This window comes from Haladaptatus ordinarius, assembly GCF_054177595.1.
The window spans coordinates 26,139-38,144 of the sequence record NZ_JBPEHH010000007.1; the positions used below are offsets into that span (position 1 = coordinate 26,139).

A 12,006-nucleotide genomic window follows, 5' to 3' on the forward strand; every position below is an offset into this window, starting at 1 on the left:
TCGAGTCCGTTCTTTTCCAGCGTGGTAACAGCGTGCGTACAGAGAATCCTCGCCGGTTCGGTCAAAACATGACGAGCTAGTTGTTTCAGTAGTTCTCTCCGGCGTTCGAACGACTACTGACTCCGAACGAAACGGCATCGCGACAGTATCGGCGTATGATATATTTCGGTGACTGTGCTGAATGGAGGGTGCGGATCGGTCGTTCAATCCGTAGCCGGCGGCACGACCGCTCTACCGAAACTATCGTGGGAATCGCCGTCCTCAGCCGTCCGCTCAGGGTCGGAGTGCCAGCAGGCCGCGAGGCCCGACGGCAAATACGTGACCGGCCGCGACCACTGGCGACGAATATCTGGACGTGTGGACCGACGCGTGCCACAGGTCGCGGTTCGGCCCGAAAACACCGCCAGCGTCCCGGCGGAACGCGAGAAGGGAACTCGTCACGGCGAGAACGGCGTCGTCGGTCACTACAGGGGCGGCCGTGCCATGTTCCCCGAGGTGGGCCTTCCAGTTCGTCTCGCCGGTTTCTGCGTCGAGTTCGTAGAGGTCACCTGCGGAGACGTGGACGTCGCCGTCGGATACCGCGGCGGCGGCAATACTGTGAAGGTCTCGCCGCCAGCGGACGTCGCCCGAGTGGTCGACCGCGACGGTCTCCTGCCAGCCCGTCTGGACGACGCCGCCGTCGTCGACGACCGAGGCGGCGTACGGTGTATCGACGGGGACGCGCCAGCGTTCCGTTCCGGTCTCGCGGTCGAGCATCACGAGCGCGTTCCGGCCAGGGACGTAGACGCCGTCTTCAACGACAGCGGGTGGGACCTGCGTCGCGGTTCCGTCGCCGAGATTGTACTCGTCGTAAACGAGTGGGTCGAGCGGGCGTCGCCAGCGTTCGGTGCCGTCCGGTGCGAGCCTAACGCACGTGGTGGCGCTGCGGACGTACACGTCGTCGTCGAAGATGGTGACGCCGTACGTACGGTCGTCACCGATGCGGGGTGCGCCGATTACATCGCCGTCTGCGAGCGAGAGCACGGTCACGGACGCCGGTGCAGGGTCCGGCCCGGTCGTCGTCGAAACGACCCGCGTCGGAACGTAGAGGCGACCACGGTCCGGGTCGAAGGCCGGTGCTCCGGAAACTTCTACGTCGAGGTTTCGCGACCACCGCTCGCTGCCATCGGGTGCGATTGCAACGACTCGCCGCTCGGTGGCGAAGTACACGACACCGTCGTAGGTGACGGGCGGCGCGTACGGCCAGCTGGCCGAGGTGAGGGTTTCGTGCTCGCCGGGCTCTGGCACCCCGCCAGTTACGCGGTTCGCATTCGTCGGGTCGTTGCCGTATTGATGCCAGTCACCGTCGTGGAACGTCGTGGCGTCTTCGCCGCCGCCAAGGACGCTACAGCCGGCGAGCACGCTCGCCGTCGCGGTTCCCGCACCCGTGAGGAACGCTCGACGCGACGACCGATGCCGAGACGAACCGAATCGTGACGAGCCGGACTGTTGAGGAGTAGACGGTGTTGAGGGGGAGTCGACCGAGGGCACGCTCGATGGGTTCGACCGGTGATGGTATGTGCTTTCTGTTTTGCCGACACTTGGCAGTGTATCGCGTGCGACAGGCGGTCGAAGATATCTACCGTCCGTCCGCCAATCGCGTTCCGATTCGTTCGGGCAGTCCCGCCTCCCGAACCGCCTCCTGCACAGTTTCGACGTCATACTCCACACGGTGTTCCGCCACGGTCATTTCAGCGAGGTCGAGGATGGCATACGCGGCGCGGGGGTCGCTGTCGCGGGGCTGGCCGACGCTGCCCGGATTCACGACGATTCCTTCGTCGTACACCTCGTGATGCTGGACGTGGGTGTGACCCATGACGAGTACGTCCGCGTCGCCGAGCAACCCCGGTTCGAACTCCTTCGGATAAGTGTAGTGGTCGGGGTCGTCCGGGTGGCCATGGACGATCTGCACTCGCCCGTCGCAGGCGGTAGTGCTGTCGGGGCGGTTCGCCAACCACTCGCGCTGGAGGTCGTTCAGTTGGTCGCGCGCGTACTCGACGCCCGCGCTGGCCATGCTGTTGAAGCGGAACGCGGTCCCCGTGACTACCGCGCGGTCGTGGTTTCCCATCACGCTCGCAGCCACTCGGTCCCGGAGGACGTCGACACACTCGGCGGGCCACGGGTTGTAGCCGACCACGTCGCCCGCACAGAGTAGTGCATCGACCGTCGGCATATCGTCGAGCACGGCGTCGAGTGCGACGCGATTCGCGTGAACGTCAGAGATGACGCCGACTTTCATGGTCGGCGGTACGACCGCCGCCGACTTAATTCCCGTTTTCGACGGCGAGGTCGAAATCGACGCCCCCGTCTCCGTCGGTTCGTGCGACGCCGACGGCGCAGACGGGGTGTTCGAAGTCGAGGTCGTAGGCCGCACTCGCCGCCTCGTCCGCGCTCGACCGCTCGAACGCGAACGGTTCGGGCGTGTCTTTCTCGTAGGTCGCCACGAGCGTCGGTTCCGTGACCTGCTCGACTAGCAGAGCGTCCCGACGGACGATGCCGACGTACGACTCCTCGCCTATCGTGCCCGCGATTCGGGGCGTGTCGTAGTCGTCCTTCTCGTAATCGAGCGCGAGCAAGCTCTCGGCGAGGGCGTCCCGTGCAGGATAGCCGAGTTCGAGTTTCTCGGCGATGGGGTCGACCTGCGAACCGTTGCCGACGACGGCGGTGTCGCCAGCGATGCGGACGCAGTTGTAGGCGATGTAGGGGTTATCCGTCTCGGGAGCGTCTTCGGTGGGAGTGATGGTCACAGACTCCTCACGGGCGACTGCCTTGCGGTTCGGGAACGAACGCGAGGAGACGCGGTACGCGCCTCCCTCCGGGCCGACGACGATGAAGCGTCCGACGTACATACACGACCGTGCGTAATCTGTGGGGAAATAGGTGCTGGTTTGTGCATGGTTACGGAGTGTGCCACAGTAACATACGGACGCGGAACGCGCAACGCTTACAAGCAAGCGGCCAGTACGCTATTCTGCAGTAAACAGTCCCATGGGGTAGTGGCCAATCCTGAAGCCTTCTGGGGGCTTCGACCGCGGTTCGAATCCGTGTGGGACTATTCTTCGATTCTATACGACCAACAGATGTTCTCTCGAACCCCTTCGTTTCAACTGGAACTTCTCCACAGTTACTGCCAGTTCGTGTTCGATTCCTCGTCGGTTTCCGCCTCGTCCACCGCTCCGAGCGCTCGCTCGTCGTTGTACTCTTCCATCCCACTCGCCTCACCCGATATCTCGTTGTAGACCGCTTCTCGTGCCTCGTCCGCCGACTCGAAGCGTTCGTCGACGAGGCGGTCGAAGACGCTCCCCAGCGTCTCCGTCTCGTTCGGGAGGTCGAGTCGCTGGTCGCCGTACTCCGCCGCGAGTTCCTCGCTGGTCGTCGGATACTTGTGTTCGCCGAGCATCCGACCTGCCTTGCCGAGCATATCTTCGACGCTCTCCGCGCGCTCGTGCTGTCGCTCGCGGGCGCTCTCTTGCACGCTCTCGGGGTCGTGGTCGTCCTCGGGCATAGACGGACGTATGGGCGGGCGTCGGAAATTCGTACTGGCTCTCCACCTCCAACCCACCCGGATTACTTCTCGACTTCGAGCAGAGCGACTCGCTCGCAGACGAGGTCGGTGAGCGAGGCACCACTCGCGGTTAGCTCTCGCTCCGAGATGTCGAAGAACTCGAACAGTCGCTCGCGGTCCGGTTGACCGAGTGTGGTGGCGGGTTCGAGTAGATGTTCGACCGCATCCTCAGCACGCGTCTCTCGCTCGTCATCGCCTCCCTGTTCGGCATCGACCGCAACGACGACCGGCTGTTCACCCTCCGAGACGCCCATCTCGAGTGCCTGGTTTATCTGACGGCGGCCCGCGGCGTACAGTAAAACCTCGACGGCTCGGTCACGGGCGACGTTCTCCTCGCGGTCGAACGCGCGATTCGCGTGCTCGACTGCCGATTCGAGGTGTGGCCGACCCGCGACGTAGCGTGCGTCGAACGCCTGTACCGCGCAGTCGAACTCCTCCCCGATAGCCCCCAGTCGCTCGAGAAAGGCGTCGAGGTCGTCGATTTCGACCCGTCCTTCGACCAGTCTCACTCGAAATCACCGAGGCTCTGTTGTCCCCCGTCGCTTTCTGCCGAATCGGCCGCCGCTGCGCTCGCTTTCGCGTCCGCTTTCACGCCGTCGAGCGAAGGGTCCTGCCGTCCGACGTTTTCGAGAATCGTCTCGGTCGTCTTTCGCCGCCCACGGAGCGCGCCGAGGACGACCGACTTGTCCGCCTCGCGGAGGTCGGCCCGCGATTCGATTCCGGCCTCGTACAGCCGACGGGCACGCTTTCGACCGACGTTTCGAACCCCCGCGAGGTCGAGGAGTTCCTCTTCGACGCCGTACTCGACTCGTTTTCGCGCTTCTCGGACGGCGGTGGTCGTCTCCGACGGAATCCCTTCGGCTTCGTCCCGCTGGAGTTCGGCGGCGAGACGCTCCGCAGCGTTCAGCAACCACTCCGCCGTCTCGACCTTCCCTCGGATGTCGCCGGGGCCGATGGCGTAGCGTTCCGTGATTCGATTCTCGTCCAGTTCGCTCGCCCAGTCCTCCAGCAGACGGGCGGTCTTCAGCGCCGAGAGCCAGTCTTCGAAGGCGTGGTCCTCGAACTCGGAGGGCATCGACCCGAGGAACTCCTGTTCGCGCTCGTAGGCGATTTCAGTGTAGCGTTCCCGGTCACCCGACCGCAGGTAGAGCTGATACATGTCCGGGGTGCGCGAGACGAGGTGGTACAGGGCCATCGCGGTCGGTTTCCCCGTGGCCGCGCGCAACCCGTCGATGATTTCGGCGGCGCTCATCGGGTCGAGGTAGAGTTGCGAGACGCGATGGCCGAGACCGGTCGCCCGCAGGCGGTCGTCGCGTTCGAGGAAGCCGTTTCGTTCGAGATATTCGAGCACACGCTGGGTGACCGTTTCGAGACGCCCCGTTTCGTCCGTCTGGGTCGCGTACAGCGTTCGTTCGAGGAAGTCCAGCAGTTCCTCTTCGCTCCCAGCGAAGCCGGACGCCACGGTCGCGAGGATGTGTGTTCGAAGTGCCGGTTCGGCCGCGAGTTTCGAGTGGACGGGCTCCGGGTCGGCCCAGACGTACTGGTCGAACAACTCCTGTAGTTCGTCGTGGCTCTTGGCGATGAGCACCGCCTCGCCGTAGGGGTCGAGACCCGGCCTGCCCGCACGTCCGAACATCTGGTGAACTTCGAGCACGTCGAGCGGTTGCATTCCGCCGACGTCGCCGTCGTAGCGTCGCCAGTCGCGGACGATGACGCGCCGACTCGGCGTGTTCACCCCCGCCGCGAGCGTCGGAGTCGCGCTGATGACTTTCACGAGGCGGTCGCGGAAGGTGTCTTCGACGATCGAACGGTGTTCGCTCGCCAATCCGGCGTGGTGGAACGCAGCCCCCTTCTCGACGGCGTCTGCGAGGTCGTCGCTCGTCTCAGTGTCGCTCACGTCTCGAATCTCGTCTGCGACCTCGGCGAGTTTCCGTCGTTCCTCGTCGGAGAGGTGAGATTTCGTCACGTCGGCGAGTCGTTTCGCCGAGGCCTCCGCGTTTCGCCGGGAGTTGACGAAGACCAGCGACGACCCCTCGTCGCCGAGCGTGTCGCGGACGAGCGCAGCAGTCTCTTTTTCGTTTCCGCGCTGGAGTTCCTGCTGGGTACCGTCGTCGAAGTGGAGGGCCTGTCCGTAGAGAACACCCTTGCGAAGGTCGATGGGCCGCCACGTCGAATCGACCAGCGTCGCGTCCAGCCAGTCGGCCATCTCGTCCGCGTTACCGACCGTCGCGGAGAGCGCGACAGTCTGAAGATTCGGGTTGACACGCCGGAGTTTCGCGAGCGTGACTTCGAGTGTGGGGCCGCGGTGGGCGTCGTTGACAAGGTGCACTTCGTCCGCGACGACACAGGAGAGGTCGTCGACCCACTTCGCACCGTTACGAACGAGCGAGTCCACTTTCTCGCTCGTGGCGACGATGATGTCTTTCGTCGCGAGCCAATCGCCGTCGCTGTCGTAGTTCCCCGTCGAGACGCCGATAGAGACGCCGTACTGTTCGAACTCCTCGAACTCGGCCTTTTTCTCGCTGGCGAGAGCACGGAGTGGGACGATGTAGAGTGCCTTCCCGCCGCGGGCGACGCTGGAGAGCATCGCCAGTTCGGCGATGAACGTCTTCCCGCTGGCGGTCGGGATGCTGGCGACGACGCTCTCGCCGTCGGTGATGCCCGCCTCGACCGCCTCGGCTTGCGGCGGGTACAGTTCCTCGATGCCCTGCGCTTCGAAGTGTTCGGGGACGCCATCGGGTAATCCCGTCAAATCGGCAACTTTCACGCACGCTCACCCTGCGTGCGCGATGCGAATCCGGTCATTACCTCCGTTTGGCGCGTCCTCTGGTTTAAACTGTCGGGTGCTCCGTCAACCATTTCACCCCTCCCATCAGACGTTCAGATATGAAGATAGAATTCGACCGCGACACGTGTACCGGAATGTATCAGTGCACCGCCGAATGGGATGCGTTCGTGGAAAATCGTGACGAGGGGAAAGCCGACCTGCTGGAGAGCGAAGAAGAAAGTGAGGACGTCTTCGTCCGCGAGGTGCCCGACGGTGCGGAGTTCGACGCCGAGATGGCCGCCCGCGTCTGTCCCGTCGACGCCATCAGAGTGTACGACGACGACGGCGAGCAAATCGTCTGAAGGGTCTTTTTCGGAAGTCAGTTTCCAAGAGATTTTCGAAGGCCATCGTTTCGAGTGGAGAACGCCGGAGAGAATCGGTGCGGGTCGAGAAATAGGTTGCCAATTCGTAGGGTCTGTTCTCGTTTGTGAGTGGTGTCGAACGGGTACTGGTACGGAGACTCAGTTGTCGAAGCGCGCCTGTTGCATGAACGGTTGCATGTTCTCGATGTCGCCGAGTCGCGAGTCGGAACGGAGGACGGCCTCGGTTTCGTCGATCGGAACCGAGAGGCTGATCTCTTTCGTGCGACCGTAGCGACCCTTCGAGACGACGACAGCATTGACGATGCCGAGCATATCGAGTTCGCTGATGAGGTCGGTAACCCGGCGTTGCGTGAGGATGTCGGCGTCGATTTCCTCACAGAGGTGCTTGTAGACGTTGTACACCTCACCCGTGTTGATGTTGTGGACGCCGTTCTTCTCGAGCGAGATGGTGGAGTAGAGTACGAGTTTCGACTGCGTCGGGAGGGTTCGGACGACTTCGACCACGCGGTCGAGTTCGATTTTGTCCTGTGCCTTTCTGACGTGGCCTTCCTCGACGAACTCCTCCTGGTCGCGTTCGGCGAGTTCACCCGCAGTGCGGAGGAGGTCGAGTGCGCGTCGGGCGTCACCGTGTTCTTGTGCGGCGAACGCTGCACACAGCGGAATCACGTCGTCCGAGAGAGCGTCGGGTTTGAAGGCAACGTCGGCTCGATGCTGGAGAATGTCGCGAAGTTGGTTCGCGTCGTAGGGCGGGAAAACGATCTCCTCTTCGCCCAGACTGGATTTGACGCGGGGATCGAGGAAGTCGGTGAACTTCAGGTCGTTGCTGATGCCCATGATGGAGACTCGCGAGTTTTCGAGTTCCGAGTTCATCCGCGAGAGGTTGTACAGCGTGTCGTCACCCGACTTCTCGACGAGTTTGTCGATTTCGTCCAGCATGATGACGACGACGCGCTCTCGATAATCGACGGCTTCGAAGAACGTGTTGTACACGCGGTCGGTCGGCCACCCCGTCATCGGAACTGGTTCCATCGTCTCCGCGTCGTCCTCCAGTTGGTCGATGCGGTCTTCGATTTCGTCTACCGACGAGAAGTCGGTGTTCTCGATTTGAACCGGTTCGGCCGCCGTCCCCTCCCGGATGTCTTCGAGATTTTCGATTCGTTCGTCGATGTCTACTTGATTGTTCTCGATGAACTTGTTGGCGAGTTGTGCGAGTACGCGATACTGCGTGTCGGTTACCTCGCAGTTGATGTACTCGACTTCGCAGGGAACTTCGTATTTCTGGGATGTTCGTTCGAGTTCCTGACTGACGAACTTCGCGCTCGCCGTCTTCCCGGTACCCGTCTTCCCGTAGATGAGGATGTTCGAGGGAGTCTCACCCCGAAGCGCGGCGACGAGGATGGTCGCCATGCGGTTGATCTGGTCTTTTCGATGTGGGAGTTCGTGTGGTGTGTAGGATGGGCGGAGAACCTCCTTGTTCTCGAAGATCGGCTCTCCGCTGAGCAGATCGTCGAACAATCCCTGATTGCCCTCACTCGTGTCGTCAAGGACGACGTCGTCTAACTCCACACCTTCGAAACCGCTTCTCGTGCCGGTGCGTTCGTCCGGTGGGTTGCTATTCTCGTTTGGCATGTGTCGGCTACGTACCCCTTCGTTTCCACTGGAGGTGTCGCGCTGTACGGCGAGAGACGGGGTAACGTCGGGAAGAGCGTCCCGATTCGCGCCCGATAGAAACGACAGCGCGTCCAGTTGATGCAGATGAACAAAAGGTGTACCAGAGTATTAAAATCTTTCTCATTCGGGGAATGATGAACAAAATACGGGTTCTGGCCTCTGCTTCACGTCGAATCGGTGATATCCGGAATCGACCCACCGAAATCGGACCGATTCGAGGGCGACTCTCGGTGTACGGCGATGTACGACGAGTCCGATTCGTCCCATCGTCTGTACTGTTTGCCGACCGTTTCGTGAACCGTTCGTTCACCGTCTGTTCGTGCTCTGTCCGTTCTCTCTCTGCTCGTTATCCTTTTCTATATATGGAATGTGACTTATCGAAGACGTATCTGGTCGGGGTACTACCCCCCGAGTTTCGAGTGGAGTGGCGAGCAGAAAGGAAAATTCAGGGTGAAAACCTGACTTGCGGTAGGAAAGTTAGCGTGTCGAGAGAAGAGCCGAACGTTACTGGAAGAGAACCCGTTCGAAATGTCGTCCAGGCCATCGTTTCGGGTGGAATGGCCCGGGACTTCGCCCATCCTCGTCGAATACTTTCGACTATGACACACTTCCATTCGAACGACGTCGAACGCGACGAATTCCGAAGAAGCCAGCGAAGTCCTGGTTTTCGACGGTGCGAGAGCTCGGCAGGTCTTCACCGGCCCCGACGTTAACGAGTTCGCGAAGGGTTCTCGTTGAACCTGCCGGACTCGTCGAGAGCAGACGAGAGGGGAGAGACTGTCGATGGTGTGAGTAGCGGTTGATGGGGTGAGTGCGGTCGTCACGCCACGTCGAATGAAGGATGTCGGACGGAGGATAATGGATGGATGGATGGATGAATGATAGGTGTTGACAAGTAACATCCACGCCCCCCACCCCTTCGTTTCGGGTGGAGTGGAGAAAAGGAAGGGGAGGGGGGTGGCGTGGTTCTAGAACAGGAACCTTTATTACAACATCTAACTAACAATATCCGCAAACCAATTCTAGTATTTATCTAGAAGGGCGTCGTGTCTGTAAGTTATCCGTCCCTGACACCCACACCCTGTCTCCCCCTCCGTTCCACTCGAAACGAAGGGGTGGGGGTGTCCCGTCTTCCACCGACCTATCCGACGGGGACCATCGACGGGTCCGAAGGGCGACCCCCATCGCACTCGGTAATACGCCCGTGTTCTAGCGTTGCACTTCACGATTCGCACGTCGAAACCAGCCGTCGCGACCAGTATCTCCACGAATTTCGCCTCAGAAATCTCCGCTCGACACTCCTCTCTAACCCTAGCACCCCTCCGTTTCAGGTGGAACATTCCCCGACGCGAATCACACTGCTACCCTCCTCCGTCGACCGTGCTACCGAACGATCTCGTTTCTCGTTCCGAATCGTAAATGTATCTAAGGTTTCATTTCTTCCACCATTTTTAGACTGTTTGTGTCAAGAGTTGTCTGACGTAGGTTTAAGTGAATGGCGTAAAGTTCTACGCGCAACAGCCCCGTGTCCGGTACAAATCGACCGACAGAAGACCTCTACGGTAAGATTGCCCGACGGCAGGGGTCTGGGAGGAAAAGGATGGGATTGTTTACAGGTCTCAGGCAAAGTATAACACGTGTGACCGATAAGCTCTTCTCTTCAGAAGAGCCGAAACGAATTGGTATCTATGGACCGCCGAACGCCGGAAAGACGACGCTCGCCAACCGAATCGCTCGGGATTGGACTGGCGACGCCGTCGGCCCAGAGAGTCACGTTCCACACGAAACACGACGCGCGCGAAGGAAAGAGAACGTAGAAATCGAGCGAAACGGCAGAACCGTCACCATCGACATCGTGGACACGCCGGGTGTCACGACGAAAGTCGATTACGAGGAGTTCCTCGAACACGACATGAACAAAGAGGACGCAGTTCGTCGTTCCCGCGAGGCAACCGAAGGTGTCGCGGAGGCGATGCACTGGCTTCGGGAGGACGTCGACGGCGTCATCTACGTACTCGACAGTTCGACTGACCCGTTCACGCAGGTGAACACGATGCTCATCGGTATCATCGAGAGTCAGGACCTGCCGGTGCTCATCCTCGCGAACAAAACCGACCTCGAGGATTCGAGCGTCCAGCGCATTCGGAACGCCTACCCACAGCACGAGACGATTCCGCTCTCGGCACTGGAAGGAGACAACATGGACGAAGTGTACACGAAGATAGCGGAGTACTTCGGGTGATTTCGATGCCAGAAGTGAAAAAATCAGACGACGGCGTCCAGATTGACCTCATCGGTGGTGAGCGGATGTCGGGAAAGACCAGTATGGAGAAGATTCGAATGATACTGGACGGCGTCCGCGAGGGTAACATCGTCATCCTGGAGGAAGGGCTCTCCCCCGACGAGGAGAGCAAACTCATCGAGGTGACGATGACCGAAATCAGTCCCGACGAGTTCAGTGGTATCGAAATCGAAACGTATCCGCGCTCGGAGACCTCCGACAGCGGGTTGCTCGGTCGCTTGATAGGTCGTGAATCGTCCGGTTCGAAACTCACTGTCATCGGCCCCGCGAATCAGATCGAGACGCTCCACAAAGATGAGAATCTCATAAGCGCTCTCATCTCACGGAAATAATGCCGCACAAGTGTACGAACTGCGGGCGGACGTTCGCCGATGGGTCGAAAGAGATGCTTTCGGGCTGTCCGAACTGCGGTGGGAACAAGTTTCAGTTCCAGCCTGCCGGTGTGTCTCCAGACGAAACGGAGCCCTCCGAGCCTGCTGCCACGAGCACCGGTAGTACGGCGAACTCCAGCGCGACGAGTTCCAGTGCATCGAGTTCCGGGGCGGTCGGGCGTGCTGCGTCCACCGTCCGAGACTGGGTTGGCTCGAGCGAAGACCAGAAACCAGTACACGCCGACCGCGAGCAGCAGGCCGAAGATTCGGCTGCGGTGAGCACAGCCGATTCTGAAGGTTCCCCCGCGGGCTCTCCACGAGAGCAACCGTCCGAAGCGACGGCCGAACAGCAAGAGTCGGAGCACGAAACTGAGGCGTCGGCTGGCGAACCGGGTGAAGACCGGGCTCAGGCGAGTGCACGCTCGGACGTCGTCACCGACGATGAACTTCCCGAGCCACCAGCGACGGACGAGGATGGGACGGTCGTGGAACCGGAGGATGACGCCCAGCCCAGTCTCGAAGAACTCCGCGAGGAACTCAACAGCCAGTTCGAGAGCATCAAAATCGTCGAACCGGGACAGTACGAACTCAACCTGATGGAACTGTACGAACGCGACGAGTACATCATCGCGCTCAAAGAGAACGGTCGGTACGTGATTCAGGTCTCTGATTCGTGGGCGGGTTCGGCCGATAGCTAACCGTTTCGAGCTCTCACCTGTCATCGTCGTAACGGACGCGATAGCAGGGATGATCTTTCCCTTCCGGGGACGGATATCGCCGTACGAATCCGACCGAGCAACTCGAAACTTACTCGCGGACGAAGGTGGACGAATATACGCTGACTATCTGGATCGCTCGCTTTCTCACGTCGGCGTTCGATGCGGTACGCGTCGAAACGTGACGTTCCA

Annotated in this window: 11 protein-coding genes and 1 tRNA gene; 5 read left to right on the forward strand and 7 right to left on the reverse strand. The window is 60.8% G+C overall.

Annotated features, from left to right (window positions below; all coding sequences use genetic code 11):
• Positions 1–273 precede the first annotated feature (273 nt).
• The 3 genes from ACR3FF_RS04480 to ACR3FF_RS04490 all read right to left on the reverse strand — a co-directional run bounded on the left by ACR3FF_RS04480 (position 274) and on the right by ACR3FF_RS04490 (position 2,888).
• Positions 274–1,530, reverse strand: a complete 1,257-nt coding sequence (locus ACR3FF_RS04480) for an outer membrane protein assembly factor BamB family protein (RefSeq protein ID WP_458186417.1) — start codon at positions 1,528–1,530, stop codon at positions 274–276.
• Positions 1,531–1,618: 88 nt separating this feature from the next.
• Complete coding sequence (locus ACR3FF_RS04485) at positions 1,619–2,278, reverse strand: metallophosphoesterase family protein (protein WP_458186419.1); 660 nt, start codon at positions 2,276–2,278, stop codon at positions 1,619–1,621.
• 25 nt (positions 2,279–2,303) lie between these two features.
• Positions 2,304–2,888 (reverse strand): IMP cyclohydrolase, encoded by a 585-nt coding sequence (locus ACR3FF_RS04490; RefSeq protein ID WP_458186421.1) that lies wholly within the window; start codon positions 2,886–2,888, stop codon positions 2,304–2,306.
• Between the two features lie 133 nt (positions 2,889–3,021).
• Here ACR3FF_RS04490 and ACR3FF_RS04495 point away from each other — a divergent pair.
• Positions 3,022–3,094 (forward strand) — tRNA-Gln (locus ACR3FF_RS04495).
• A gap of 69 nt (positions 3,095–3,163) precedes the next feature.
• Here the strand turns inward: ACR3FF_RS04495 and ACR3FF_RS04500 are convergent.
• The 3 genes from ACR3FF_RS04500 to ACR3FF_RS04510 all read right to left on the reverse strand — a co-directional run bounded on the left by ACR3FF_RS04500 (position 3,164) and on the right by ACR3FF_RS04510 (position 6,371).
• Positions 3,164–3,544, reverse strand: a complete 381-nt coding sequence (locus tag ACR3FF_RS04500; RefSeq protein WP_458186422.1) for a DUF5789 family protein — start codon at positions 3,542–3,544, stop codon at positions 3,164–3,166.
• A 62-nt stretch (positions 3,545–3,606) separates the two neighbouring features.
• On the reverse strand, positions 3,607–4,113 hold the full coding sequence (gene cgi121 / locus ACR3FF_RS04505) for a KEOPS complex subunit Cgi121 (RefSeq protein ID WP_458186424.1): 507 nt from the start codon (positions 4,111–4,113) through the stop codon (positions 3,607–3,609).
• A complete protein-coding gene (locus ACR3FF_RS04510) occupies positions 4,110–6,371 on the reverse strand; it encodes an ATP-dependent DNA helicase (protein WP_458186426.1) in 2,262 nt (753 codons plus the stop codon). Before ACR3FF_RS04510 ends, cgi121 begins: the two co-directional genes overlap by 4 nt.
• 119 nt (positions 6,372–6,490) lie before the next feature.
• Here ACR3FF_RS04510 and ACR3FF_RS04515 point away from each other — a divergent pair, with 119 nt between their 5' ends.
• The gene (locus ACR3FF_RS04515; RefSeq protein ID WP_458186428.1) at positions 6,491–6,733 is read left to right on the forward strand and encodes a ferredoxin; all 243 of its coding nucleotides are present in this window, start codon (positions 6,491–6,493) and stop codon (positions 6,731–6,733) included.
• 159 nt (positions 6,734–6,892) lie between these two features.
• On the opposite strand, the gene ACR3FF_RS04520 is transcribed toward ACR3FF_RS04515, so the two are convergent.
• Positions 6,893–8,383 (reverse strand): Cdc6/Cdc18 family protein, encoded by a 1,491-nt coding sequence (locus ACR3FF_RS04520; RefSeq protein ID WP_458186430.1) that lies wholly within the window; start codon positions 8,381–8,383, stop codon positions 6,893–6,895.
• Between the two features lie 1,642 nt (positions 8,384–10,025).
• Here ACR3FF_RS04520 and ACR3FF_RS04525 point away from each other — a divergent pair.
• Genes ACR3FF_RS04525 through ACR3FF_RS04535 form a run of 3 tightly spaced genes read left to right on the forward strand, consistent with a single transcriptional unit; the run spans position 10,026 to position 11,796 of the window.
• Positions 10,026–10,667, forward strand: a complete 642-nt coding sequence (locus ACR3FF_RS04525) for an Era-like GTP-binding protein (RefSeq protein WP_458186431.1) — start codon at positions 10,026–10,028, stop codon at positions 10,665–10,667.
• A 5-nt stretch (positions 10,668–10,672) separates the two neighbouring features.
• Positions 10,673–11,059 carry a DUF2073 domain-containing protein gene (locus ACR3FF_RS04530; RefSeq protein WP_458186433.1) on the forward strand — a complete coding sequence of 129 codons (387 nt, stop codon included), beginning with the start codon at positions 10,673–10,675 and terminating at the stop codon, positions 11,057–11,059.
• Entirely contained in the window at positions 11,059–11,796 is a 738-nt protein-coding gene (locus tag ACR3FF_RS04535) for an OapC/ArvC family zinc-ribbon domain-containing protein (RefSeq protein ID WP_458186435.1), read from the forward strand. The genes ACR3FF_RS04530 and ACR3FF_RS04535 overlap by 1 nt, the downstream gene beginning before the upstream one ends.
• Positions 11,797–12,006 lie beyond the last annotated feature (210 nt).